General features: G+C 55.1%; 19 protein-coding genes, 2 tRNA genes and 3 rRNA genes. All 24 read left to right on the top strand.

Annotated features, from left to right (window positions below):
* The first annotated feature begins 54 nt into the window (after positions 1-54).
* Positions 55-2,379 (top strand): penicillin-binding protein 1B, encoded by a 2,325-nt coding sequence (gene mrcB, locus ACJJU9_RS21045; RefSeq protein ID WP_407729444.1) that lies wholly within the window; start codon positions 55-57, stop codon positions 2,377-2,379.
* Between the two features lie 16 nt (positions 2,380-2,395).
* Positions 2,396-3,124: a M48 family metallopeptidase gene (locus ACJJU9_RS21040; RefSeq protein WP_123751729.1), complete on the top strand. Its 729-nt coding sequence runs from the start codon at positions 2,396-2,398 to the stop codon at positions 3,122-3,124.
* 7 nt (positions 3,125-3,131) lie between these two features.
* Entirely contained in the window at positions 3,132-3,461 is a 330-nt protein-coding gene (locus ACJJU9_RS21035) for a YqcC family protein (RefSeq protein WP_048373331.1), read from the top strand.
* A gap of 431 nt (positions 3,462-3,892) precedes the next feature.
* Positions 3,893-5,617, top strand: a complete 1,725-nt coding sequence (locus tag ACJJU9_RS21030; RefSeq protein ID WP_048373343.1) for an acetolactate synthase 3 large subunit — start codon at positions 3,893-3,895, stop codon at positions 5,615-5,617.
* A 2-nt stretch (positions 5,618-5,619) separates the two neighbouring features.
* On the top strand, positions 5,620-6,111 hold the full coding sequence (gene ilvN / locus ACJJU9_RS21025) for an acetolactate synthase small subunit (RefSeq protein ID WP_048373333.1): 492 nt from the start codon (positions 5,620-5,622) through the stop codon (positions 6,109-6,111).
* 50 nt (positions 6,112-6,161) lie between these two features.
* Positions 6,162-7,178 carry a ketol-acid reductoisomerase gene (gene ilvC, locus ACJJU9_RS21020; protein ID WP_048373335.1) on the top strand — a complete coding sequence of 339 codons (1,017 nt, stop codon included), beginning with the start codon at positions 6,162-6,164 and terminating at the stop codon, positions 7,176-7,178.
* A gap of 145 nt (positions 7,179-7,323) precedes the next feature.
* Positions 7,324-8,181: a CDP-diacylglycerol--serine O-phosphatidyltransferase gene (gene pssA, locus ACJJU9_RS21015; protein ID WP_048373337.1), complete on the top strand. Its 858-nt coding sequence runs from the start codon at positions 7,324-7,326 to the stop codon at positions 8,179-8,181.
* Between the two features lie 63 nt (positions 8,182-8,244).
* Positions 8,245-9,258, top strand: a complete 1,014-nt coding sequence (gene msrP / locus ACJJU9_RS21010) for a protein-methionine-sulfoxide reductase catalytic subunit MsrP (RefSeq protein ID WP_407729443.1) — start codon at positions 8,245-8,247, stop codon at positions 9,256-9,258.
* On the top strand, positions 9,258-9,872 hold the full coding sequence (gene msrQ, locus ACJJU9_RS21005; RefSeq protein ID WP_048391512.1) for a protein-methionine-sulfoxide reductase heme-binding subunit MsrQ: 615 nt from the start codon (positions 9,258-9,260) through the stop codon (positions 9,870-9,872). Before msrP ends, msrQ begins: the two co-directional genes overlap by 1 nt.
* 477 nt (positions 9,873-10,349) lie before the next feature.
* A 16S ribosomal RNA gene (locus tag ACJJU9_RS21000) occupies positions 10,350-11,886 on the top strand.
* 122 nt (positions 11,887-12,008) lie between these two features.
* Positions 12,009-12,085: transfer RNA gene (locus ACJJU9_RS20995), tRNA-Ile, on the top strand.
* A gap of 30 nt (positions 12,086-12,115) precedes the next feature.
* A tRNA-Ala gene (locus tag ACJJU9_RS20990) sits at positions 12,116-12,191 on the top strand.
* Between the two features lie 245 nt (positions 12,192-12,436).
* Positions 12,437-15,328, top strand: a 23S ribosomal RNA gene (locus tag ACJJU9_RS20985).
* 160 nt (positions 15,329-15,488) lie between these two features.
* Positions 15,489-15,604 (top strand): 5S ribosomal RNA (rrf, locus tag ACJJU9_RS20980).
* Together the 16S, 23S and 5S rRNA genes with 2 tRNA genes alongside form the textbook arrangement of a ribosomal RNA operon.
* Positions 15,605-15,940: 336 nt before the next feature.
* Complete coding sequence (locus tag ACJJU9_RS20975; protein ID WP_407729442.1) at positions 15,941-16,600, top strand: paraquat-inducible protein A; 660 nt, start codon at positions 15,941-15,943, stop codon at positions 16,598-16,600.
* A complete protein-coding gene (locus ACJJU9_RS20970; RefSeq protein ID WP_048391768.1) occupies positions 16,587-17,210 on the top strand; it encodes a paraquat-inducible protein A in 624 nt (207 codons plus the stop codon). The genes ACJJU9_RS20975 and ACJJU9_RS20970 overlap by 14 nt, the downstream gene beginning before the upstream one ends.
* Entirely contained in the window at positions 17,203-19,506 is a 2,304-nt protein-coding gene (locus ACJJU9_RS20965) for an MlaD family protein (protein ID WP_407729441.1), read from the top strand. The genes ACJJU9_RS20970 and ACJJU9_RS20965 overlap by 8 nt, the downstream gene beginning before the upstream one ends.
* A 367-nt stretch (positions 19,507-19,873) precedes the next feature.
* Positions 19,874-20,407: a fimbrial protein gene (locus ACJJU9_RS20960; RefSeq protein ID WP_407729440.1), complete on the top strand. Its 534-nt coding sequence runs from the start codon at positions 19,874-19,876 to the stop codon at positions 20,405-20,407.
* 55 nt (positions 20,408-20,462) lie between these two features.
* Entirely contained in the window at positions 20,463-21,026 is a 564-nt protein-coding gene (locus tag ACJJU9_RS20955; protein ID WP_372240964.1) for a fimbrial protein, read from the top strand.
* A gap of 19 nt (positions 21,027-21,045) precedes the next feature.
* Entirely contained in the window at positions 21,046-23,580 is a 2,535-nt protein-coding gene (locus tag ACJJU9_RS20950) for an outer membrane usher protein (protein ID WP_407731019.1), read from the top strand.
* Complete coding sequence (locus ACJJU9_RS20945) at positions 23,577-24,338, top strand: fimbria/pilus periplasmic chaperone (RefSeq protein WP_407729439.1); 762 nt, start codon at positions 23,577-23,579, stop codon at positions 24,336-24,338. The genes ACJJU9_RS20950 and ACJJU9_RS20945 overlap by 4 nt, the downstream gene beginning before the upstream one ends.
* Positions 24,331-24,924: a fimbrial protein gene (locus ACJJU9_RS20940; protein ID WP_407729438.1), complete on the top strand. Its 594-nt coding sequence runs from the start codon at positions 24,331-24,333 to the stop codon at positions 24,922-24,924. Before ACJJU9_RS20945 ends, ACJJU9_RS20940 begins: the two co-directional genes overlap by 8 nt.
* On the top strand, positions 24,917-25,426 hold the full coding sequence (locus tag ACJJU9_RS20935) for a fimbrial protein (protein WP_407729437.1): 510 nt from the start codon (positions 24,917-24,919) through the stop codon (positions 25,424-25,426). Before ACJJU9_RS20940 ends, ACJJU9_RS20935 begins: the two co-directional genes overlap by 8 nt.
* A gap of 14 nt (positions 25,427-25,440) precedes the next feature.
* Entirely contained in the window at positions 25,441-25,920 is a 480-nt protein-coding gene (locus tag ACJJU9_RS20930; RefSeq protein ID WP_407729436.1) for a fimbrial protein, read from the top strand.
* Positions 25,921-25,931: the final 11 nt, after the last annotated feature.

The raw sequence follows: 25,931 nt of genomic DNA, 5'->3' as shown, positions 1-25,931 counted from the left end.
CAAACCGCCGGACGCGCATGTTGAACATGAGCAAAGTGCGTATAATCCCGCGCCATGACTCGAACTCGATCCCCCCGCTCCCGTTCCAAACGTCCTTCTGGTGGCCTCCGGCCTTGGCTGGGTTGGGCCCTTAAGCTCAGCCTCGTCGGCCTGGTGGTGCTGGCAGGTTTTGCTGTTTACCTCGATGCCATCGTGCAAGAGAAGTTCTCTGGCAAGCGCTGGACTATCCCGGCCAAGGTGTATGCCCGGCCGCTGGAGCTGTTCGTCGGCCAGAAACTCAGCAAGAACGACTTTTTGACTGAACTCGATGCACTCGGCTATCGCCGCGAAAGTGTGGCCAATGGCCCCGGTGCGGCCTCGGTAAATGGCAACACGGTTGACCTGAACACCCGTGGTTTCCAGTTTTATGAAGGTGCTGAGAAAGCGCAGCCGGTACGGGTGCGCTTTTCTGGCGATTATGTGTCGGAATTGACCTCGACCAATGGCGCCAAGTTGCCCGTGGTACGGCTTGAGCCTTTGCTGATTGGCGGCCTTTATCCGAAAAACCTTGAAGACCGGATTCTGATCAACATTGATCAGGTGCCACCGTATCTGCTCGATACGCTGGTAACGGTAGAAGACCGTGATTTTTATCATCACTTCGGCGTGTCGCCCAAGTCGATCGTCCGTGCCCTGTGGGTCAACACCTCGTCCGGGCAAATGCGCCAGGGCGGCAGTACGCTGACTCAACAATTGGTCAAGAACTTCTTCCTGACCAACGAGCGAAGCCTCAGCCGCAAGCTGACCGAAGCAATGATGGCGCTGCTGCTTGAAATGCACTACGACAAGCGCGAGATCCTTGAGGCTTACCTCAACGAAGTGTTTGTGGGGCAAGACGGCCAGCGTGCGGTGCACGGATTTGGTCTGGCCAGCCAGTTCTTCTTCAGCCAGCCGTTGTCCGAGCTCAAGCTGCATCAGGTGGCGTTGCTGGTGGGCATGGTTAAAGGGCCATCGGCGTATAACCCGCGTCGTTACCCTGAGCGTGCGCTTGAGCGGCGTAACCTGGTGCTCGATTTGCTGGAGCAGCAAGGCGTGGCGACGGCCGAGCAAGTCGCTGCGGCTAAAAAGATGCCGCTGGGCGTGACCAAGCGAGGCAGCTTGGCGGACAGTTCATTTCCGGGCTTCTTGGACCTGGTTAAACGTCAATTGCGCGAAGACTATCGCGACGAAGACTTGACCGAAGAGGGGCTGCGGATCTTCACCAGCTTCGACCCAATCTTGCAGATGAAGTCTGAATCGGCGGTGGGTGACACCTTTAAGCGTCTGGCTGGACGCAAAGGCGCAGACGAAGTTGAAGCGGCGATGGTGGTTACCAACCCTGAAACCGGTGAGGTTCAGGCGTTGATTGGCAGCCGTCTGCCGGGCTATGCAGGCTTTAACCGTGCGCTGGATGCGGTGCGCCCGATTGGTTCGCTGGTCAAGCCTGCGGTGTATTTGACCGCACTTGAGAGACCAAGCCAGTTCACGCTGACCAGTTGGTTGTCGGATGAGCCGATTTCGATCAAAGGGGCAGATGGCCAGGTCTGGACGCCGCAGAACTATGACCGTCGCTCTCACGGCACGATTTTCCTTTATCAGTCGATGATGAACTCTTTCAACCTGGGGACTGTGCGGCTCGGGCAGCAGGTCGGCGTGCCTAACGTGCTCAAAACGCTGGCACGGTTGGGGGTAGAGCGTGAATTTCCGGCTTTCCCGTCCATGTTGCTGGGCGCTGGTGCGCTGAGCCCTATGGAAGTGGCAACGATGTATCAGACGCTGGCCAATGGCGGCTTCAATACACCGATGCGCGGTATTCGCAGTGTGCTGACGGCTGAAGGCGAGCCGCTGAAACGTTACCCGTTCCAGATCCAGCAGCGCTTCGATCCGGCCTCCATTTACCTGATCCAGACGGCAATGCAGCATGTGATGCGTGAAGGCACCGGGCGTTCGGTCTATAACGTATTGCCGAAAAGCCTGACGCTGGCGGGTAAAACCGGCACCAGTAACGACTCGCGTGACAGCTGGTTCGCAGGCTTCAGCCAGGATCTGCTGGCGGTGGTGTGGCTGGGGCGTGATGACAACGGTAAAACCCCGTTTACCGGTGCGAGCGGCGCCTTGCAGGTTTGGACCAGCTTTATGAGTAAAGCCGATCCATTGCCGCTGGATATGCCGCAGCCGGACAACATTGTTAAAGCCTGGATTGATCCCCATACCGGGCAAGGGTCTGATGCGAGCTGCCCGGGCGCTGTGCAGATGCCGTATATTCGCGGCAGTGAACCGCCTGCTGGAGCCGGTTGTGGTGCGCAAGCACCCGCGACAGGTGAAGCGGTGATGGATTGGGTCAAGGGCTGGTTGAATTAAGCAAAGAGGGTGTGACGTGAACAAGTGGTGGATTCCGGCTGTTTCAGCCCTGGCTTTGCTCAATGGTTGCGCGAGCGTACCGCAGGGCTCGATCCCTGTGGTCGACTCCGGTGTTCGGGTGTCGAACAGCGAGCGTGTTTCGGCGCAGCGTACGACCCGTAATTATCCACAGGCCACTGCGCCGCGTGCTGCTCAGACTCAGGCAATCCCTCAGGATTCAGGTGTGGTGGTGATGGTGCCGGGTGGTGGAGCGGCGGTTTCGACGCCGATTCAGACCCAGCCGATCACGCCGGGGCCGATTACCCCTGGCCCGGCGGCTGCGCCGATCAGCACCGGCAGCTATGCGCCGACAACGACTTACACCGCGCCGGCGCCGATTACGCCGAGTGGCATTCCGTCCAGCAGTGGCGGCTTGGCAGCAGATGAGCAACTGGATGGGCCGGTGTTGGCGCTGCTGACCACTGCTCAACAGCAGCAGGCGAGTGGCGACCTGAATGGCGCCTCGTCGAGCCTTGAGCGGGCACAGCGCGTGGCACCACGCGAGCCGCAAGTGCTCTACCGTCTGGCAGAAGTGCGTATGGCGCAAGGGGATGCGGCTCAGGCTGAGCAGTTTGCCCGCCGTGGTTTGACCTTCGCGAGCGGTCGTCCGGACTTGCAGGCGAGCTTGTGGGGCTTGATTGCTCAAGCGCGTGATAAACAAGGTGATGCGGCTGGCGCTGCATTGGCCCGTCAAAAAGCCAGGTAAGTTTCTGATGGATGCTCGTTTTGCGGCGATTGCCGAACAATTATTGCTGATTGAACGTGAGTTGCGCGTGCAGGGCTGGTGGGACGATGTGTCTCCCAGTGCTGAGGCGCTGAGCAGTGTTGAGCCTTTTTCGGTCGACACGCTGGACTTTCACCAGTGGCTGCAATGGATTTTCCTGGTGCGGATGAAGCAGATCCTTGAACAGGATCTTCCTCTGCCCAAGGTCTCGGGCATTCTGGAGATGGCCGAGATGGTGTATGCCGAGCGCCCTCAAGAGAGCCTTGGGTTGCGGGCTGAGCTGAAAAAGTTCGACCAACTGATCACTGACGCTGGTTAATTGCCTGGCTGCCGGTTTTTCCGGCAGTCTTGCGCATATTTCTACCGCTTTGCGCCATCTAGGCGAGTTTTATCCCTTCTCAAGCCCCTTTCTTCTACGTTCTCATGCGCTTAGTTGGAAAAAAGCGCAATTACTGCTTGACTTGGAGGGGCTGAAACACAAGAATCCAGACACCGCTGTACAGGGACTGCCAGAAGCAGACCCTCTCAGCAGATCATGAGGCGCATACCCGCGCCGACCTGTTACACCCGCAACGCGTTACCTCGCGCTGGGTGGGAAAACCCCGCAATATTTGGGGCGCTCCCAATACTTGCTCAGTCAGTGCTGACGTAGTCGGCGACCACCGTCGCTCATGCTCTGCTGAGAAGTAAACCTATTAAGACCCGTTCGTATTTTGTGAGCGGAATTCTGGCGTTTTAGAGGTGAACAACGTGGAGCTTTTATCTGGCGGTGAGATGCTCGTCCGCTTTTTGCGCGACGAAGGTGTCAACTATATCTACGGGTACCCTGGTGGTGCTCTCCTGCATGTCTACGATGCACTGTTCAAAGAACCGGAAGTTACCCACATCCTGGTTCGTCACGAACAAGCTGCTACCCATATGGCTGACGGTTACGCCCGTGCCACCGGTAAAGCCGGTGTGGTACTGGTGACTTCCGGGCCGGGTGCTACCAACGCTATCACCGGTATTGCTACTGCCTACATGGACTCCATTCCGATGGTGATCATTTCTGGCCAGGTGCCTAGCACTATGGTCGGGACCGATGCCTTCCAGGAAACCGACATGATCGGTATCTCGCGTCCAATCGTGAAGCACAGCTTCATGATCAAGCACGCGTCGGAAATCCCGGAAGTCATGAAAAAGGCGTTCTACCTCGCGCAATCCGGTCGTCCTGGTCCGGTCGTGGTCGATATCCCGAAAGACATGACCAACCCGGCTGAAAAGTTCGAATACGTTTTCCCTAAAAAAGCCAAACTGCGTTCTTACAGCCCGGCTGTACGTGGGCACTCGGGGCAAATCCGCAAAGCAGTAGAAATGCTCTTGGCGGCCAAACGTCCGGTCCTTTACGCAGGTGGCGGCGTTATTTTGGGTGGCGGTGCTGCACCGTTGACCGAACTGGCGAAAATGCTCAACGTCCCCGTGACCAATACGCTGATGGGCTTGGGTGCCTACCCTGGCACAGACCGTCAGTTCATTGGCATGCTCGGCATGCACGGCAGCTTCACTGCCAACATGACCATGCACAACGCGGACGTGATTCTGGCGGTGGGTGCGCGCTTTGATGACCGTGTTATTAACGGTGCCTCCAAGTTCTGCCCTAACGCCAAGATCATCCATGTTGATATCGACCCGGCGTCCATCTCCAAAACCATCAAGGCAGACGTGCCAATTGTCGGCCCGGTCGACAGCGTGCTGACCGAAATGGTTGCGATCCTCAAGGACATTGGCGAGAAGCCAAACCCTGAAGCGGTTGCCACCTGGTGGAAGCAGATTGATGAGTGGCGCGGCGATCGCGGATTGTTCCCTTACGACAAGGGCGACGGCAGCAAGATCAAGCCACAAGCTGTGATCGAAATGCTCTGCGAAGTGACCAAGGGCGATGCGTATGTCACGTCCGACGTGGGCCAGCATCAGATGTTTGCGGCTCAGTACTATCGCTTCAACAAGCCTAATCGCTGGATCAACTCTGGCGGTCTGGGCACGATGGGCTTCGGTTTCCCGGCGGCAATGGGTGTGAAACTGAGTTTCCCTGATGATGACGTCGCGTGTGTAACAGGCGAGGGCAGCATCCAGATGAACATTCAGGAATTGTCGACGTGCTTGCAGTACGGTCTGCCGGTCAAAATCATCAACTTGAACAACGGTGTTCTGGGGATGGTTCGTCAGTGGCAGGACATGAACTACGGCAGCCGTCACTCGCACTCTTATATGGAATCGCTGCCTGACTTCGTCAAGCTGGCTGAGGCCTATGGGCATGTGGGTATCCGGATTACCGATCTCAAAGACCTGAAACCGAAAATGGAAGAAGCCTTTGCCATGAAAGATCGCTTGGTATTCCTGGATATTCAGGTGGATACCAGTGAGCACGTTTATCCGATGCAGATCAAAGATGGCTCCATGCGCGACATGTGGCTGAGCAAGACGGAGCGTACTTAATCATGCGGCACATTATTTCTTTGCTTCTTGAAAACGAACCCGGTGCTCTGTCTCGCGTTGTTGGGCTTTTCTCGCAACGTAACTACAACATCGAAAGCCTGACGGTGGCACCAACGGAAGACCCGACTTTGTCGCGTCTGACGCTGACCACGGTGGGCCACGACGAAGTGATTGAGCAGATCACCAAGAACCTGAACAAGCTGATCGAAGTGGTCAAGCTGGTGGATCTGTCAGAGAGCGCTCACATCGAGCGTGAGCTGATGCTGGTCAAAGTCAAGGCAACCGGTGCCCAGCGGGCAGAAATCAAACGCACTACAGACATATTTCGTGGGCAAATTGTCGACGTCAGTAGCAGCGTTTATACCGTACAGTTGACGGGCACTAGCGATAAGCTCGACAGTTTCATCCAGTCGATTGGTACCGCCTCGATCCTGGAAACAGTTCGCAGTGGCGTGACGGGTATTGCCCGTGGCGACAAAGTACTCAGCATCTAAAACTTACAAGTGCTAACGGCCTGAATGGCCTGGATACATAAAGGAAAATCATGAAAGTTTATTACGACAAAGACTGCGACCTTTCGATCATCCAGGGCAAAAAAGTAGCCATTATCGGTTACGGCTCCCAGGGTCACGCTCAAGCGTGCAACCTGAAAGACTCCGGTGTAGACGTTACTGTTGGTCTGCGCAAAGGTTCGGCCACTGTCGCTAAAGCTGAAGCTCATGGTCTGAAAGTAACTGACGTTGCCAGCGCTGTTGCCGCTGCTGACCTGGTCATGATTCTGACCCCGGACGAGTTCCAGTCGTCTCTGTACAAGAACGAAATCGAGCCGAACATCAAGAAGGGCGCTACCCTGGCCTTCTCCCACGGCTTTGCGATTCACTACAACCAGGTTGTTCCGCGTGCTGACCTCGACGTCATCATGATCGCGCCAAAAGCGCCGGGCCACACTGTACGTTCCGAATTCGTTCGTGGCGGCGGTATTCCTGACCTGATCGCGATCTATCAGGACGCGTCGGGCAACGCCAAAAACGTTGCACTGTCTTACGCTTCGGGCGTGGGCGGTGGTCGTACCGGTATCATCGAAACCACGTTCAAAGACGAAACCGAAACTGACCTGTTCGGCGAGCAAGCCGTTCTGTGTGGCGGTACTGTTGAGCTGGTTAAAGCTGGCTTCGAAACACTGGTTGAAGCAGGCTACGCGCCAGAAATGGCTTACTTCGAGTGCTTGCACGAGCTGAAGTTGATCGTTGACCTCATGTACGAAGGCGGTATCGCCAACATGAACTACTCGATCTCCAACAACGCTGAATACGGCGAGTACGTGACCGGCCCAGAAGTGATCAACGCTGAATCCCGTCAAGCAATGCGTAACGCTCTGAAGCGCATTCAAGACGGTGAATACGCGAAGATGTTCATCAGCGAAGGCGCTACTGGCTACCCTTCGATGACTGCCAAGCGTCGTAACAACGCTGCACACGGTATCGAAGTGATCGGCGAGCAACTGCGCTCGATGATGCCTTGGATCGGTGCTAACAAAATCGTCGACAAAGCTAAAAACTAAGTCAGTACGATCTTGAAAAAACGCGGCCCTGGCCGCGTTTTTTCGTTTAAGCGGCAGCTTCTGGTATAAAGCAGGAACGTTTGCGGGTGAAAGTTGGTCTGCAAGCTTCTATTGAAACTTTCCATATCGTTGCAAGGTAATGTCCATGAGCGAACGTCCCGAAGAGCCAAAACAGGCTTCTGACGCCGATAGCCTGCTGCCTATCGATGAGCATGTCGAAGAAGGGCATGACGCTGAAGGCCGTAAGGTCCGGCATCGTGGTATCTATCTGCTGCCCAATCTTTTTACAACGGCAAACCTGTTTGCCGGTTTCTACTCCATCATCAGTTCAATGAGTGCGCAAAGCGCAATGAGCGCTGGTGATGCTGCGGGCGCAAGCAAGTATTTTGCATTTGCCGCCATCGCGATTTTTGTCGCCATGGTGCTGGACGGCCTTGATGGCCGGGTTGCCCGTATGACTCATACCGAAAGCGCCTTTGGCGCCGAGTATGATTCCTTGTCTGACATGGTTGCTTTTGGCGTGGCGCCGGCGCTGCTGGCGTTTGGTTGGGCGCTGGGCGACATGGGCAAGGTCGGCTGGATGGTGGCCTTCATTTATGTAGCAGGCGCGGCGTTGCGTCTGGCTCGCTTCAATACGCAGGTCGGTACAGCAGACAAGCGCTATTTCATCGGTCTGGCCAGCCCGGCTGCGGCGGGTGTCGTAGCCGGTATTGTTTGGGCGTTCAGCGATTACGGGATCCAGGGATCGAAAATGTCCTTCCTGGTGGCCTTATTGGTGGCTGCGGCGGGCATGCTGATGGTCAGCAACATCAAATACAACAGCTTCAAGCAGCTGGATTTGAAAGGGCGCGTGCCGTTTGTGGCGATCCTGGCGGTGGTGTTGGTGTTCGCTGTGGTGTTCAGCGATCCGCCGCGTATTCTGCTGCTGGCTTTCCTGGTGTATGCCGCTTCGGGCCCGATTCAATATTTATTGCATCTGCGCCGTAACAAAACCGGCGAGTGATGTAATTTCCCCCAAACTCCGTAGTCTATTGGTGCATCAGCCCTCCAATACTGCGGAGTTGTCATGCTCATCAAGTTGCCTAAAGCGTCCGACTGCAAAGAGTCGGACGTCACCCCTGAGTCCTTCTATTTATCTCGCCGTGCATTGCTGGGCAGCTCGCTTGCAGGATTAGCAGTGAGCGCACTGCCGCGTTGGGCAAATGCCACTGATGCTTCGCGCTACGCAGATGTTGAACCGGGCAAGGCGCCGGGCTGGTTTGCCGAGAAACTCCCGCAGACCCAGTGGCAGGCAGTGACAGTCAAAGGGGAGGCCATTACGCCTTTCAAAGACGCTACTCACTACAACAACTTCTATGAGTTTGGTACTGACAAAGGCGATCCGGCGCAATACGCGGGTGCTTTGAAAACCGAGCCATGGACGGTGGTCGTGGATGGCGAGGTGGGTAAGCCTGGGCGTTATGCCCTTGAAGACTTCATGAAGCCTTACCAGTTGGAGGAGCGGATCTATCGGTTGCGCTGTGTAGAGGCGTGGTCAATGGTCATTCCCTGGATGGGATTCCCCCTGTCAGCGTTACTTAAGCAGGTTGAGCCCACTTCGAAAGCTAAGTTCATACGCTTTGAAACCTTGAAGGACCCGAAAGTCATGCCGGGCCAGCGCTCTGACTTTGCGTTGATTGATTGGCCCTATGTAGAAGGCTTGCGAATGGATGAGGCGATGAACCCGTTGGCCATATTGGCGGTGGGGATGTATGGCCGCGAGTTGCCTAATCAGAACGGCGCGCCACTTCGTTTGGTTGTGCCATGGAAGTATGGCTTCAAGAGTGTGAAGTCGATTGTGCGAATCAGCCTGGTTGAGGAGCAGCCGAAAACCACCTGGCAGAGTATTGCGGCCAATGAATATGGCTTCTATGCCAATGTGAACCCGCAAGTCGATCACCCTCGCTGGACGCAAGCGAGGGAGCGACGTCTGCCAAGCAGTTTGTTTAGCCCTAATGTGCGGGATACGCAGATGTTCAATGGCTATGCGGATGAAGTCGCTTCTTTATATACCGGCCTGGATCTGCGGAAGAATTACTGATGAAGTTTGCACTGTGGCGAATCGGCGTATTTATAGCGGCTGCCATCTGGCCTTTGTACTGGCTCTATGAGGCGTGGAGCTTTGCCTTGGGGCCGGATCCTGGAAAGGTGTTGGTTGATCGGCTGGGGCTTGGGACTCTGGTTCTGTTGCTGGTGACCTTATGCATGACGCCCATGCAAAAACTGACGGGCTGGCCGGGGTGGATTGCGGTCCGCCGTCAGATCGGGTTGTGGTGTTTTGCCTATGTGGTGCTGCATCTGTGCGCTTACTTGTTCTTTGTGCTTGGGCTCGACTGGTCGCAGTTGGGGGTTGAGCTAAGCAAGCGGCCCTACATTATTGTTGGCAGCTTGGGAGCTCTGTGTTTATTGGCGCTTGCGGTGACCTCCAATCGCTACAGTCAAAGGCGGATGGGGGCGAGCTGGAAGAAGTTGCATCGCTTGGTGTACGTGGTTGTGGGGTTGGGTCTTTTGCATATGTTGTGGATTGTGCGTGCTGACCTGAAAGAGTGGTCGATCTATGCCTTTATAGGGGTGTGCCTTTTGCTGCTGCGGATCCCGCCGGTGATGCGTCGGATCCCTCGTCTATATAAGAAGAAACCAGTAGTGGCCACTTAATTCAAATTAAGGCTTGACTCGGAATTCTAACGGCCTATAATTCGCACCACTTCCGGCGCAGTAGAAACGGAAAACTCCTTGAGTATCAATGAGTTGGATGATTTTGACGGTGCCAGCTTCAATTCATCGAAGCAGGAAATGAGGTGTTGACAGCAGCGTTTAACGCTGTAGAATTCGCCTCCCGCTAACGAGAGATCGAAAGCGCAAGTGGTTGATGTTACAAAGGAAACTTTGAAAACATCTTAAAATAACCGCTTGACAGCAACAGAGGCTGCTGTAGAATGCGCGCCTCGGTTGAGCGAAAGCTTAACCAACCGCTCTTTAACAACTGAATCAAGCAATTCGTGTGGGTGCTTGTGGAGTCAGACTGATAGTCAAAAAGATTATCAGCATCACAAGTTACTCCGCGAGAAATCAAAGATGTAACCAACGATTGCTGAGCCAAGTTTAGGGTTTCTTAAAAACCCAAAGATGTTTGAACTGAAGAGTTTGATCATGGCTCAGATTGAACGCTGGCGGCAGGCCTAACACATGCAAGTCGAGCGGTAGAGAGAAGCTTGCTTCTCTTGAGAGCGGCGGACGGGTGAGTAATACCTAGGAATCTGCCTGGTAGTGGGGGATAACGTTCGGAAACGGACGCTAATACCGCATACGTCCTACGGGAGAAAGCAGGGGACCTTCGGGCCTTGCGCTATCAGATGAGCCTAGGTCGGATTAGCTAGTTGGTGAGGTAATGGCTCACCAAGGCTACGATCCGTAACTGGTCTGAGAGGATGATCAGTCACACTGGAACTGAGACACGGTCCAGACTCCTACGGGAGGCAGCAGTGGGGAATATTGGACAATGGGCGAAAGCCTGATCCAGCCATGCCGCGTGTGTGAAGAAGGTCTTCGGATTGTAAAGCACTTTAAGTTGGGAGGAAGGGCAGTAAATTAATACTTTGCTGCTTTGACGTTACCGACAGAATAAGCACCGGCTAACTCTGTGCCAGCAGCCGCGGTAATACAGAGGGTGCAAGCGTTAATCGGAATTACTGGGCGTAAAGCGCGCGTAGGTGGTTTGTTAAGTTGAATGTGAAATCCCCGGGCTCAACCTGGGAACTGCATCCAAAACTGGCAAGCTAGAGTATGGTAGAGGGTAGTGGAATTTCCTGTGTAGCGGTGAAATGCGTAGATATAGGAAGGAACACCAGTGGCGAAGGCGACTACCTGGACTGATACTGACACTGAGGTGCGAAAGCGTGGGGAGCAAACAGGATTAGATACCCTGGTAGTCCACGCCGTAAACGATGTCAACTAGCCGTTGGGAGTCTTGAACTCTTAGTGGCGCAGCTAACGCATTAAGTTGACCGCCTGGGGAGTACGGCCGCAAGGTTAAAACTCAAATGAATTGACGGGGGCCCGCACAAGCGGTGGAGCATGTGGTTTAATTCGAAGCAACGCGAAGAACCTTACCAGGCCTTGACATCCAATGAACTTTCTAGAGATAGATTGGTGCCTTCGGGAACATTGAGACAGGTGCTGCATGGCTGTCGTCAGCTCGTGTCGTGAGATGTTGGGTTAAGTCCCGTAACGAGCGCAACCCTTGTCCTTAGTTACCAGCACGTAATGGTGGGCACTCTAAGGAGACTGCCGGTGACAAACCGGAGGAAGGTGGGGATGACGTCAAGTCATCATGGCCCTTACGGCCTGGGCTACACACGTGCTACAATGGTCGGTACAAAGGGTTGCCAAGCCGCGAGGTGGAGCTAATCCCATAAAACCGATCGTAGTCCGGATCGCAGTCTGCAACTCGACTGCGTGAAGTCGGAATCGCTAGTAATCGTGAATCAGAATGTCACGGTGAATACGTTCCCGGGCCTTGTACACACCGCCCGTCACACCATGGGAGTGGGTTGCACCAGAAGTAGCTAGTCTAACCTTCGGGAGGACGGTTACCACGGTGTGATTCATGACTGGGGTGAAGTCGTAACAAGGTAGCCGTAGGGGAACCTGCGGCTGGATCACCTCCTTAATCGACGACATCAGCTGCTCCATAAGTTCCCACACGAATTGCTTGATTCATTGAAGAAGACGATAGAAGCAGCTTTAAGCTACAAGCTGATAGCTCACGCTAACAGTTGCAAGCTCGAAATTGGGTCTGTAGCTCAGTTGGTTAGAGCGCACCCCTGATAAGGGTGAGGTCGGCAGTTCGAATCTGCCCAGACCCACCAATTTTGTGTGGAAAGTACCTGTAGAAATATGGGGCCATAGCTCAGCTGGGAGAGCGCCTGCCTTGCACGCAGGAGGTCAACGGTTCGATCCCGTTTGGCTCCACCATAAACTGCTTCTGTATCGTAAAGCTTAGAAATGAGCATTCCATCAAATGATGGTGAATGTTGATTTCTGATCTTTTGATTAGATCGTTCTTTAAAAATTTGGGTATGTGATAGAAAGATAGACTGAATGACACTTTCACTGGTGTTTATTCAGGCTAAGGTAAAATTTGTGATTCTCTTAATTGAGTGTGCGAATTTTCGGCGAATGTTGTCTTCATAGTATAACCAGATTGCTTGGGGTTATATGGTCAAGTGAAGAAGCGCATACGGTGGATGCCTTGGCAGTCAGAGGCGATGAAAGACGTGGTAGCCTGCGAAAAGCTTCGGGGAGTCGGCAAACAGACTTTGATCCGGAGATGTCTGAATGGGGGAACCCACCTAACATAAGTTAGGTATCTTAAGCTGAATACATAGGCTTAAGAAGCGAACCAGGGGAACTGAAACATCTAAGTACCCTGAGGAAAAGAAATCAACCGAGATTCCCTTAGTAGTGGCGAGCGAACGGGGACCAGCCCTTAAGCTGTATTGATGTTAGCGGAACGCTCTGGAAAGTGCGGCCATAGTGGGTGATAGCCCTGTACGCGAAAACATCTTTGCAGTGAAATCGAGTAGGACGGAGCACGAGAAACTTTGTCTGAATATGGGGGGACCATCCTCCAAGGCTAAATACTACTGACTGACCGATAGTGAACTAGTACCGTGAGGGAAAGGCGAAAAGAACCCCGGAGAGGGGAGTGAAATAGATCCTGAAACCGTATGCGTACAAGCAGTGGGAGCCTACTTTGTTAGGTGACTGCGTACCTTTTGTATAATGGGTCAGCGACTTATTTTCAGTGGCAAGCTTAACCGAATAGGGGAGGCGTAGCGAAAGCGAGTCTTAATAGGGCGTCTAGTCGCTGGGAATAGACCCGAAACCGGGCGATCTATCCATGGGCAGGTTGAAGGTTGGGTAACACTAACTGGAGGACCGAACCGACTACCGTTGAAAAGTTAGCGGATGACCTGTGGATCGGAGTGAAAGGCTAATCAAGCTCGGAGATAGCTGGTTCTCCTCGAAAGCTATTTAGGTAGCGCCTCATGTATCACTGTAGGGGGTAGAGCACTGTTTCGGCTAGGGGGTCATCCCGACTTACCAAACCGATGCAAACTCCGAATACCTACAAGTGCCGAGCATGGGAGACACACGGCGGGTGCTAACGTCCGTCGTGAAAAGGGAAACAACCCAGACCGTCAGCTAAGGTCCCAAAGTTATGGTTAAGTGGGAAACGATGTGGGAAGGCTTAGACAGCTAGGAGGTTGGCTTAGAAGCAGCCACCCTTTAAAGAAAGCGTAATAGCTCACTAGTCGAGTCGGCCTGCGCGGAAGATTTAACGGGGCTCAAACCATACACCGAAGCTACGGGTATCACTTAGGTGATGCGGTAGAGGAGCGTTCTGTAAGCCTGTGAAGGTGAGTTGAGAAGCTTGCTGGAGGTATCAGAAGTGCGAATGCTGACATGAGTAACGACAATGGGTGTGAAAAACACCCACGCCGAAAGACCAAGGTTTCCTGCGCAACGTTAATCGACGCAGGGTTAGTCGGTCCCTAAGGCGAGGCTGAAAAGCGTAGTCGATGGAAAACAGGTTAATATTCCTGTACTTCTGGTTATTGCGATGGAGGGACGGAGAAGGCTAGGCCAGCTTGGCGTTGGTTGTCCAAGTTTAAGGTGGTAGGCTGGAATCTTAGGTAAATCCGGGATTCTAAGGCCGAGAGCTGATGACGAGTTGTCTTTTAGACAACGAAGTGGTTGATGCCATGCTTCCAAGAAAAGCTTCTAAGCTTCAGATAACCAGGAACCGTACCCCAAACCGACACAGGTGGTTGGGTAGAGAATACCAAGGCGCTTGAGAGAACTCGGGTGAAGGAACTAGGCAAAATGGCACCGTAACTTCGGGAGAAGGTGCGCCGATGAGGGTGAAGCATTTACTGCGTAAGCTCACGTCGGTCGAAGATACCAGGCCGCTGCGACTGTTTATTAAAAACACAGCACTCTGCAAACACGAAAGTGGACGTATAGGGTGTGACGCCTGCCCGGTGCCGGAAGGTTAATTGATGGGGTTAGCTAACGCGAAGCTCTTGATCGAAGCCCCGGTAAACGGCGGCCGTAACTATAACGGTCCTAAGGTAGCGAAATTCCTTGTCGGGTAAGTTCCGACCTGCACGAATGGCGTAACGATGGCGGCGCTGTCTCCACCCGAGACTCAGTGAAATTGAAATCGCTGTGAAGATGCAGTGTATCCGCGGCTAGACGGAAAGACCCCGTGAACCTTTACTATAGCTTTGCACTGGACTTTGAATTTGCTTGTGTAGGATAGGTGGGAGGCTTTGAAGCGTGAACGCCAGTTTGCGTGGAGCCATCCTTGAAATACCACCCTGGCAACTTTGAGGTTCTAACTCAGGTCCGTTATCCGGATCGAGGACAGTGTATGGTGGGTAGTTTGACTGGGGCGGTCTCCTCCTAAAGAGTAACGGAGGAGTACGAAGGTGCGCTCAGACCGGTCGGAAATCGGTCGTAGAGTATAAAGGCAAAAGCGCGCTTGACTGCGAGACAGACACGTCGAGCAGGTACGAAAGTAGGTCTTAGTGATCCGGTGGTTCTGTATGGAAGGGCCATCGCTCAACGGATAAAAGGTACTCCGGGGATAACAGGCTGATACCGCCCAAGAGTTCATATCGACGGCGGTGTTTGGCACCTCGATGTCGGCTCATCACATCCTGGGGCTGAAGCCGGTCCCAAGGGTATGGCTGTTCGCCATTTAAAGTGGTACGCGAGCTGGGTTTAGAACGTCGTGAGACAGTTCGGTCCCTATCTGCCGTGGACGTTTGAGATTTGAGAGGGGCTGCTCCTAGTACGAGAGGACCGGAGTGGACGAACCTCTGGTGTTCCGGTTGTCACGCCAGTGGCATTGCCGGGTAGCTATGTTCGGGAAAGATAACCGCTGAAAGCATCTAAGCGGGAAACTTGCCTCAAGATGAGATCTCACTGGAACCTTGAGTTCCCTAAAGGGCCGTCGAAGACTACGACGTTGATAGGTTGGGTGTGTAAGCGCTGTGAGGCGTTGAGCTAACCAATACTAATTGCCCGTGAGGCTTGACCATATAACACCCAAGCAATTTGAGTAGGCTTTGTAAGCAAAGCGACCAGATTGCGGTGTGTGAAGACGATACAAACCGAAAGTTTGCAACTCACAAAACACCGACTCTATTACATACCCATTCGCTGGAGCGTTACGCACGTAACGACCTGGCTACCGAATTTCTTGACGACCATAGAGCATTGGAACCACCTGATCCCATCCCGAACTCAGTAGTGAAACGATGCATCGCCGATGGTAGTGTGGGGTTTCCCCATGTGAGAGTAGGTCATCGTCAAGATTAAATTCCGAAATCCCTGTCTGCTCACGCAGTCAGGGATTTTGTTTTTGTGCTCGAAAAAGCACTGAACATCGTCCCGCAACAAACAAACGATAAACCCAGCGAAACCCCAACTAAACTGGACACTCCCCGCCCAGGCCCCCACGCTCTTGCAGCTCACAGCTCACAGCTCACAGCTCACAGCTCACAGCTCACAGCTCACAGCTCACAGCTCACAGCTCACAGCTCACAGCTCACTTCACCCCCTTGCATCTAAAGTCCTACAAATAGGCAAACTTCTTTAGGACTTCGCACATTAGAATAGGCGCAGTCATTTCTAAGACAGAGACGCCTTATATGCCAGATCCAGCTGACGCCAGCAGGGTGTCAGATTTACCGCTGGACGAGTTAGTGGCCTGCCATGAGTGCGATCTTCTGATGCGTAAACCGCATCTCGCGCTTGGTGAAAAAGCCCAATGCCCGCGTTGCGGTTATGAGCTTTATGCCCATCGTCACAATGTGGTCGAGCGTAGCCTCGCTCTCGTCATTGCCGCCTTGCTGCTGTATGTCCCCGCGAACTTTTTGCCCATCATGCAACTCAACCTGTTGGGTCAGGCTTCTCAAGATACCGTTTGGAGTGGCGTTGTCGGCCTCTTCGACACAGGCATGCAAGGCATCGCCGTCGTAGTGTTCTTGTGCAGCATGGGGATTCCGTTACTCAAATTGCTGTGCCAGCTGGCAGTGCTGCTGAGCATCCGCTTGAACATTGGCCGCTCTTACGGCTTGCTCATCTACAGGATTTATCACCACTTGAAAGACTGGGGCATGCTTGAGGTGTACCTGATGGGCGTGCTGGTGGCCATTGTGAAGTTGGTCGACCTGGCCGAGCTGAGTCTGGGGTTAGGCCTCACCTGCTTCGTCAGCCTGTTGCTGGTTCAAGTCTGGCTGGAGGTCGTCATGTCACCTCACCAGATCTGGCAGGCGCTTTCCGGGGAGGACACGCATGCGTGCGATTGATGCCGGCATCCTGATTTGCACCGAGTGCCATGAATTAAATCGGCAAGATAAAGACGTCGATGAGCAAACCTGCACCCGCTGTGGCGCTTTGGTGCACGCTCGTCGTCCGAACAGCTTGCTGCGCACCTGGGCCCTGTTGCTGACCTCCGCCATTCTGTACATCCCGGCGAATTTGTTGCCTATCATGACCATCAATACGCTGGGCCAAGGCAGCCCCAGTACGATCATGTCCGGGGTAATCGAACTGGTGCAGCACGGGATGATACCCATTGCCGCAGTCGTGTTCGTGGCCAGTATTTTGGTGCCCACCTTCAAGCTGGTCGGCATTGCTTTGCTGCTGTTCTCGGTACAGCGCCATCAGCCCTTATCTGCCCGGCAACGTATCATCATGTACCGATTTATCGAGTTTATTGGCCGCTGGTCGATGCTCGATATTTTCGTCATCGCCATTCTGGTGGCGGTGGTGAACTTTGGACGTATCGCCAGCATTGAGGCTAATCTCGGCGCTGTCGCCTTCGCCAGCGTCGTGATCCTCACCATGCTTGCAGCTGTAACTTTTGATCCCCGACTTATTTGGGATAACACGGAGTCGGATGACGACCATGAGTGATTTACCTACTGCTAAAACCCGTCCGGCATCCAATTGGTCGGCCATCTGGATTCTCCCGCTTATTGCCCTGATCATCGGTGGCTGGCTGGGCTGGAAAGCCTACAGCGAGACGGGCATCGATATTCAGGTGCGCTTCGAAAGTGGTGAAGGCATCGTCGCCAACAAGACCGAAGTGGTCTACAAAGGCATGCCCGTAGGCAAGGTTAAAACCTTGGCACTGGATGAGAGTGGCCCGAGCAAAGGGGTCATCGCCACCATCGAGATGGACAAGGACGTTGAGCAATACCTCAAAACCAACACCCGCTTCTGGTTGGTCAAGCCCAGCGTTTCTCTGGCAGGTATCACCGGTCTCGAAACCCTGGTCTCCGGCAACTACATTGCGGTCAGCCCGGGTGATGGAGAGCCCACACGCAAGTTCAAAGCGCTGTCGCAAGAACCGCCGCTGTCTGACGCCAAGCCAGGCTTGCACCTGACACTCAAGGCTGAACGACTGGGGTCGCTGAATCGCGGCAGCCCGGTGTTCTACAAACAAATCCAGGTCGGTCAGGTTAAAAGCTACGTATTGTCCGAAGACCACAACACCGTCGAGATCAAAGTCTTTATTGAGCCGACCTACGCGAATCTGGTGCGCAAACACACGCGCTTCTGGAACGCCAGCGGCATCAGCATCGACGCTAACCTGTCAGGGGTAAAAGTGCGCAGCGAATCGCTGGCCAGCATCGTCGCCGGCGGTATCGCTTTCGCCACCCCGGAGAATCGCAAAGACAGCCCGCCAACCGATCCCAACCTGCCGTTCCGCTTATATGAAGACTTCGATGCTGCACAAGCGGGCATCAAGGTTAAAGTCAAACTCAGCGACTTCGAAGGGCTGCAAGCAGGGCGCACGCCTGTCATGTACAAAGGCATTCAGGTCGGTAGTCTCAAAGCCTTGAAAGTCGACCCCGACCTCAGCAGCGCCAGCGCCGAATTGGCCCTTGATCCCTTGGCCGAAGACTATCTGGTAGAAGGCACCCAATTCTGGGTGGTCAAACCCTCCATCTCACTGGCCGGTATTACCGGGCTCGAAGCCCTAGTTAAAGGTAACTACATCGCCATTCGCCCGGGTGACAAAGGCAGCAAGCCCGAGCGCGAGTTTGTGGCCCGCCCTAAAGCGCCGCCTCTGGACCTGCGCTCACCGGGCCTGCACATGGTGCTCTTCACCGACAACCTGGGCTCGCTGGATGTCGGCAGTCCGGTACTCTACAAACAGGTCAAAGTCGGTTCGGTCCAGAGCTACCAGTTCTCCCGCACTAAAAAGCAGTTGATTATTGGCGTGCACATCGAGAAGGAATACGAAGGCCTGGTCAACGCTTCAACCCGCTTTTGGAACGCCAGCGGCGTGACCCTCACCGGCGGTCTGACCAGCGGCATCCAGGTGAAAAGTGAGTCCCTGCAAAGCTTGATGGCAGGTGGCATCGCGTTCGAAACCCCGAAAGCCATGGCGCCTTTGCAAAAGCGCATTCCGCGTTTCCGCCTCTTCAGCGATCGTGACGCGGCGATGGAGCAAGGCGTGCCGATCACCATCAAAGTGGCGAGTGCCGACGGCTTGAGCAGCGGTTCGCCTATTCGCTTCAAAGGTTTGACAGTCGGCAAGATCGAAAGCGTCGACCTTAGTGACGACCTGCAATCTGTGCTGCTGCAAGCGCGCATCACCGAAGTGCCAGAACGCATTGCGCGGGCAGGTACCCAGTTTTGGGTGGTCAAACCCGAACTGGGCCTCATGAAAACCGCCAACCTCCAAACCTTGGTGACAGGTCAGTACCTCGAAGTACAACCAGCACCCAAAGGCCGCGGGCCACAAAGTGACTTCGTCGCCCTGGAGCAAGCGCCCGACGCCGCAGTACCTGAAGCAGGGCTGCGCCTGGTCTTGAGTGCTGCACGTCGTGGGTCGCTCAAAGAGGGCGTCCCCGTCACCTACCGTGAAGTCACCGTGGGCAAAGTTACCGGGTACGAGTTGGGCAACACCGCCGACCGAGTCTTGGTGCATATACTGATCGAGCCGCGTTATGCGCCATTGGTGCGCAGTGGCAGCCGCTTCTGGAACACCAGCGGCTTCGGTGTCGACTTTGGTTTGTTCAAAGGCGCGACGATTCGTACCGAGTCCCTTGAAACCCTGGTTCAAGGCGGCATAGCCTTCGCCACACCTGACGGCGAAAAAATGGGCAACCCGGCCCGGCCACAACAAACCTTCCCGCTCTTCGACAAATTCGAAGAAGAATGGCTGCAATGGGCACCGAAGATCCCGTTGGCTAAATAACCGGCAACATGTCCATTAAAAACCGCGATCATTGATCGCGGTTTTTTTTCGTCTCCCTATTCTCCCCCAGCCAAAACCGCGCTTCTCGCTATCCCGGCTATTTCAAAAACTTCAGAGAATTCCTACGTTGGATTTGCCTTGAGCACGTTAACTTCTTCCCAGTTTCGTCGTTTGGGCCAGGTTCACTATTTAGGGGGGTAACTAATAGGGGCGTGGTCAACTTTAATGCGGCAAAACACTGGAGTTCCACTGTTTAAATAACTCACGGATGAACTTCTTGATTGGAAGGTGTGCGGTACCGTGCCTGACAGCAAGTTTAATTTAATAGGTGGCTCCGAAACTTAATCATCTAAAGGAAATTAAAAAAATGAAGTTCGTAATGAAATCTGCGTTGGTCTCCATGTTCATGTTGGCGGGGGCTGCTTCGATGGTTCAGGCGGCACCTAGTGCGGGTCATGGGACCGTTACTTTTGAAGGTTCAATTATTGAGGCCGCCTGTTCAATTAGTCCGGAAAGTGTTGATCAAACTGTAGGCCTTGGACAGGTAGCCAAGTCCCAACTTGAAGCAGGTGGGACAAGTGCACCAGAAACGTTTTATATCAAGCTGGTGGGTTGCGATAACTCCACACTTACAAGTGTGACTACCACCTTTACAGGTGCTGAGTCCTCAACGGTTCCAGGTGCTCTGGGCATTGTCGGTACTGCAAATGGTGCGGGCATTATGATGACAGACGGCGCGGGGGCAACCGTAGTGCTAGGCACTCCGACTAGCAAAACTACACTCGGTAACCCAAATACTGATCTGCAATTTGGCGCATTCCTTAAAGGCGCTGCCGCCGCAGGTGCTGTCGTACCAGGTGAATTCACCGCCATTACCAACTTCTCATTGGCTTACCAGTAAGTCATTGCCCTGCCACCGCGAGGTGGCAGGGTAACTTGAAAATGAGAACCTGCTCGTGAATGTAATAACGCAGTTAACTATTACTTCTTCGTTCGCACTGTTAATGGTGCCCTTTAATAACGTTGTAGCGGCTGGCCAACAAAATGGCGTTGTTACACTCGGCGGTGAGATTCTTGACGCGGCCTGCGCTATGGATACCAGCAGCGCTTATCAAGTAATTGAAATGGACCCCATGCCTATTGGCCGACTTATTCGGCTGGGTGAGGGCGACCCGCATTCGTTTACCTTGCGTTTAATTAATTGCTCACTCACCCGTAATGACCCGGATCGTCCCGGTGAAAAGTTGCCCGACTGGCAACACATACGCGTGACCTTTGACGGCGTATCAGACCGTCAAGGCCTTTCCTTCGCCGCCAATGGCTCTTCACAAGGTGTGGCCTTTCACATCACTGATGCCGAAGGTCGCGAAAGCTTTCCCGGGGTGCCCATGACGATGATCCCGCTTTCGAGCGTGAGGGACCAAGTGCTGCATTACACCCTCAAATTGGTTGGCAACAACCAGCCTCTGTCTGTAGGCAGTCACCGTGCTGCGGTGCGCTTCAGGTTGGAGTACTACTGACATGGTTGGTCTGTTTTCCATGCTCAAAACCTCAACGATAAAAGCTGCATGGCCTCCGTGTGTCATGAGTGGGCTGATGGTCGTGGCAGGCAGCGCAATCGCGGCCGGCGATATTCAGTTCAATACCGACATTCTTGACCTGAACGACCGCTCCAATATCGACCTGTCGCAATTCTCGCGCAGCGGCTTCATCCTGCCCGGTGTTTACCCGATGAACGTGCAGATCAACGCCCAGAGCCTGGGCGAGCAGAGCATCGCGTTTATCTCTCCCGAGGATGACCCCAAAGGCAGCGAAGCCTGCCTGTCGCCCGAGCTGGTTGCGCTACTGGGGCTCAAAGAGGGCAAGGGCGCCGAACTCACCTGGTGGCAAAACAATGAGTGCCTGAACATTCGCAGTTTGCCCGGCATGGAAGTCACGGGCGATCTAAGCACCTCGACCCTGCGCATCTCGTTGCCCCAGGCCTACCTGCAATACACCGCGCAAAACTGGGACCCGCCTTCGCGATGGGATGAAGGCGTGTCGGGCCTGTTGTTTGATTACAACCTCACCGCCCAATCCATTCGCAACAAAAACGACGGCGTTAAAAATAACCTCAGCGGCAATGGCACCCTCGGCGCCAACGTCGGTGCCTGGCGGGTGCGCGCCGATTGGCAAGGGCGTGTCGATGCCGAAGATACCAGCCGCACCCAGCACATGGAATGGAACCGCTTCTATGCCTACCGCGCATTGCCATCCCTGCAGGCGCGCTTGTCGGTGGGCGAAAACTACTTGTATTCAGATCTGTTCGACAGCTTCCGGTTTACCGGTGTTGCGCTCAATTCTGATGACAACCAATTACCGCCTAACTTGCGCGGCTACGCCCCGGAAGTCGTGGGGGTTGCGCGCACTAATGCCAAAGTTGTCATCAGCCAGCAAGGGCGCGTGCTCTACGAAGCGCTGGTGGCCGCCGGGCCATTTCGCATCCAGGACCTCAACGATGCTGTCAGTGGCTCGATGGACGTACGGGTAGAGGAGCAAGACGGCTCGGTACAGACCTTCAAGGTCGAGTCTGCCAGCATTCCCTACCTCACACGTCCTGGCACCGTACGTTTCAAAGTAGCAGCGGGCAGGCCGACGAACTTGCAAGAGGGCGGTGCCGGCAGCGTCTTCAGTACCGGCGAATTCTCTTGGGGTGTGACCAACGGCTGGTCGCTGTTTGGCGGGGCAATCACCGACAACAATTACCGTGCCCTCTCAATAGGTGTCGGCCGCGACTTGATGGCTTTCGGTGCGGTGTCACTGGACACGACCCGAGCGAGCACCACGCTGTACGGTGACACCTTCACGGGGTCGTCCTATCGTTTGAGCTACTCCAAACGGTTTGAAGAGTACGACAGCCAGGTCTCGTTTGCCGGGTATCGGTTTTCACAAGAAAACTACCTGAGCATGAGCGAGTACCTCGATGTGCGTCACTACGAAGGCGATGTCGGTGGGAGCAAATCCCTGTACACGGCCACCTTCAACAAACAGTTTCGCGATGCCGGTGTGTCGGTCTACCTGGACTACAGCAATCAATCCTACTGGGACCGGCCTGACAGCGAGCGCTGGAACCTGTCGCTGTCGCGTTATTTCGATGCAGGCCCGGTCAAAAACCTGAGCATGTCGCTTAACTTATTCCAGACCCAGCAACGGCAAGAACCCACCAGCAAAGGCATGTTCCTCACCTTCAGCGTGCCCTTGGGCCGTTCGGGCTCGTTGTCCAGCAGCTTCAACAGAACTCAAAACACCAACAGCTACTCAACGCGTTACAGCGATCGCATCAATGAACGCAATAACTATCAGTTGGCGGCAAGCGACACCTCGGTCAGCGGTTTCCTGAGCCACGCCGGGGATCGGGCCGATGTTGACCTCAGCGCAGGCATCGAAAAAGACAGCCGTTCAAGCCTCAGCGTTTCTGCCCGAGGTGGCGGCACGTTGACCAAAGACGGCGCTGCACTGCACCGCAGCTCCAGCATGGGCGGCACTCGCCTGATGGTCGACACCAGCGGCGTAGCGGATGTGCCGATACGCGGTTATGGCACGCCGACCCGCAGCAACGGCTTCGGCAAAGCGGTGATCTCGGACATCAGCAGCTTCTACCGCACCTCAGCCAGCGTTGACCTGGAAAGCCTGCCGAGCAACATCGAGGCCACCCAGTCGGTCACCGAACTGACCCTTACCGAAGGCGCCATCGGTTATCGCACCCTGGCGGTGATCTCTGGTGAAAAGGCCATGGCGGTCCTGTACCTGCCCGATGGCAGCGTCCCGCCGTTCGGTGCCAGCGTCAAAAATGACAAGCAACAGGACACCGGCATCGTCAACGACGAAGGCAGCGTGTACCTGAGCGGCATTCAGCCTGGCTCCCAAATGACCGTCAGTTGGGGCAGCACCGAGCGCTGCAACCTGAGCTTGCCCGAGGAGCTCCCGGCTGACGGGTTGGCCTCGACCCTGAACCTTCAGTGCCAGCCCATCAAGGCTGACAGCACACCCGCCTCGGCAGTCCTGCCTGATGTTTTGGAGAAAAAAGCCTCATGAACCTTAACCCCCGCTTTGCCCCTTTTGCACTGGCCCTGTTGGCGATGTGCCTGATCAACAACAGCAAGGCCGCTATCGGCCTGGACCGTACCCGGGTGATTTTTGACGGCAGCAAAGACGCCGTCAGCATGAACATCACCAATAACAACATCGAGCTGCCGTACCTGGCCCAAGGCTGGATCGAAGACGAGTCCGGAAAAAAAATCAGCACCCCGCTGACTGTCTTGCCCCCCGTGCAACGCCTCGAACCGGGCAAAAACAGCCAGGTTAAGGTTCAGGGGTTGCCGGCGGCCAAGTTATTGCCTCAGGACCGCGAGAGTGTTTATTACTTCAACCTGCGTGAAATCCCGCCGCGCAGCGACAAAACCAACACCTTGCAAATTGCGTTGCAGACGCGCATCAAACTGTTTTACCGCCCGGCGTCGATCATGCCGACCCAGCAGCAACAGTCCAATCCCTGGCAAGAAAAACTGACCCTCACCCGTCAGGGCGATCATTACCAGGTCAATAATCCGACCCCGTATTACGTAACGCTGGTGGATGCGCGCAACAGCAAGGACGGTAAAACCGCGACCGGCTTCGAGCCGCTGATGGTCCCGCCAAAAGGTGCTCTGACCCTGGGGCCGAGTGTGGCTGCGCTGGGCTCCACGCCGTACCTGACCTACATCAATGACTACGGCGGTCGCCCGACCCTGGCTTTCACCTGTGCCGGCAATGAATGCAGCGTCGACCCTAAGGCTTCTTCACGCCATGAATAGCGTCATGTTCCTGGCCCGAGGGGTGGCGCTGACCAGCCTGATACTGGCGTTGTCGGCCAACCTGTGCCGTGCCGAAGATGAGCCCATTATGGACGGCGAGGGCTTGCTGGACATCAGCGGCTCACTCAACCATGCCCCTTGCCTGCTGGAAATGCCCTCGGCCTACCAAACCGTGGAGCTCAACAATGTCTCACGCGCCGACTTGTCAAAGCCCGGCGACATGAGCCACCCCGTGGCTTTCCAGTTGCGCTTTCTGGACTGTCGGCGCATCGCCGGTGGGCTGCCCAACGAGCGCACCGGCCGTCTGGTCTGGAGCCCTTATGAACCGATTGTCTCGGTGGCTTTTCTGGCACCGGCCGATTCAGATGACCCGCGTCTGGTCAAAGTACAGGGCGTTACCGGAATGGGGCTGCGCCTCACCGATGCCCTGGGTCGCGACGTGCGTCTGGGCACATGGGGCCAGCCCTTATTTTTGGTGCACGGGCGCGACACCGTGACCTGGTATGTCCAGGCCACCCGCACGCCGGCCCCCCTGACCAACGGCGCCTTTCGTGCCGTCGTGGATTTCAGGCTCAACTATGACTAAGGACCCCTCCATGCCCAGCCCCGGCTTACCTGCTGTCCTGATCGGCGGCTGCCTGTTACTGGCGCTCAGCCAGGGTGCTCAGGCAGACATCAATGTGACCATCAGCGGCGTAGTGCAAGCACCGCCACCGTGCGAGATCAACCGCGGAACAACGCTTACCGTTCCGTTTGGCGATGCCCTGCTGACCACCCGTATCGACGGCATCAATTATCAGCGAGGGGTGCCCTATGAAGTGTCGTGCAGCAACCCGTCGTCCAATGCCATGACCCTGGAGCTCAAAGGCACAGGGGCCGCCTTCGATGCTAAATCGCTGGCTACCAGCAAGGCTGATCTGGGGGTCAAGCTGTTCGTTGACGGGGCTGACTGGCCGATCAATACGGCCGTTAAATTCACCTACCCGACCTTGCCCGATGTGCAAGCGGTCCCCGTTAAGCGTCTTGGTAGCACCCTGACCGGCGGCGCATTCACCGCGGTTGCAACCTTGGTGGTGGTCCTGCAATGAGAAAGGAACGTCTGATGACCTTCTGGCAATCGCCCGTCGTGCTGACCGTGCTCGCCTTGGGCCTGTGCAGCAGTGCCTCGGCCAATGTGGCGTTCAATGGGACGCTGATCGAACCGCCGCCATGCACCATCAATGGCGGCAGCACCATCGAAGTGGACTTCAAAGAAGTGGGTATCAGCAAAGTGGACGGCGAGCATTATCGCCAGCCGGTGAGTTACACCATCACCTGTTCAGCCGACACCTTGCCTTGGGAAATGATCCTCACCGTGCGTGCCACGGCCACTTCTTTCGAGCCGTCAGCCGTGCAATCGAATGTGGCCGACCTCGGCATCAAGCTGCTGCAAAACGGCAAGCCCATGGCACTCAACACACCGCTGCTGATTACCCCCAGTTCGCCCCCAGTGCTTGAAGCGGTCCCGGTCAAACGCCCAGGCTCGACACTGGCTCCCGGTGGCTTCACCGCCACAGCCACGTTATTGGCGAACTACCAATGAGGAGCCGCACC

It is taken from the genome of Pseudomonas helleri (assembly GCF_045830615.1).
GTDB classification, from domain to species: domain Bacteria; phylum Pseudomonadota; class Gammaproteobacteria; order Pseudomonadales; family Pseudomonadaceae; genus Aquipseudomonas; species Aquipseudomonas helleri.
The sequence above is the reverse complement of the archived record's forward strand: the minus strand, read 5'-3'. Positions and strand labels throughout refer to the sequence as shown.

Bases quoted from the DNA above. Each gene is read 5' to 3' on its own strand.
- mrcB (WP_407729444.1), top strand. From the start codon at position 55: ATGACTCGAACTCGATCCCCCCGCTCCCGTTCCAAACGTCCTTCTGGT.
- ACJJU9_RS21035 (WP_048373331.1), top strand. From the start codon at position 3,132: ATGGATGCTCGTTTTGCGGCGATTGCCGAACAATTATTGCTGATTGAA.
- ilvN (WP_048373333.1), top strand. From the start codon at position 5,620: ATGCGGCACATTATTTCTTTGCTTCTTGAAAACGAACCCGGTGCTCTG.
- ilvC (WP_048373335.1), top strand. From the start codon at position 6,162: ATGAAAGTTTATTACGACAAAGACTGCGACCTTTCGATCATCCAGGGC.
- pssA (WP_048373337.1), top strand. From the start codon at position 7,324: ATGAGCGAACGTCCCGAAGAGCCAAAACAGGCTTCTGACGCCGATAGC.
- msrP (WP_407729443.1), top strand. From the start codon at position 8,245: ATGCTCATCAAGTTGCCTAAAGCGTCCGACTGCAAAGAGTCGGACGTC.
- msrQ (WP_048391512.1), top strand. From the start codon at position 9,258: ATGAAGTTTGCACTGTGGCGAATCGGCGTATTTATAGCGGCTGCCATC.
- ACJJU9_RS20975 (WP_407729442.1), top strand. From the start codon at position 15,941: ATGCCAGATCCAGCTGACGCCAGCAGGGTGTCAGATTTACCGCTGGAC.
- ACJJU9_RS20970 (WP_048391768.1), top strand. From the start codon at position 16,587: ATGCGTGCGATTGATGCCGGCATCCTGATTTGCACCGAGTGCCATGAA.
- ACJJU9_RS20965 (WP_407729441.1), top strand. From the start codon at position 17,203: ATGAGTGATTTACCTACTGCTAAAACCCGTCCGGCATCCAATTGGTCG.
- ACJJU9_RS20960 (WP_407729440.1), top strand. From the start codon at position 19,874: ATGAAGTTCGTAATGAAATCTGCGTTGGTCTCCATGTTCATGTTGGCG.
- ACJJU9_RS20950 (WP_407731019.1), top strand. From the start codon at position 21,046: ATGCTCAAAACCTCAACGATAAAAGCTGCATGGCCTCCGTGTGTCATG.
- ACJJU9_RS20945 (WP_407729439.1), top strand. From the start codon at position 23,577: ATGAACCTTAACCCCCGCTTTGCCCCTTTTGCACTGGCCCTGTTGGCG.
- ACJJU9_RS20940 (WP_407729438.1), top strand. From the start codon at position 24,331: ATGAATAGCGTCATGTTCCTGGCCCGAGGGGTGGCGCTGACCAGCCTG.
- ACJJU9_RS20935 (WP_407729437.1), top strand. From the start codon at position 24,917: ATGACTAAGGACCCCTCCATGCCCAGCCCCGGCTTACCTGCTGTCCTG.
- ACJJU9_RS20930 (WP_407729436.1), top strand. From the start codon at position 25,441: ATGACCTTCTGGCAATCGCCCGTCGTGCTGACCGTGCTCGCCTTGGGC.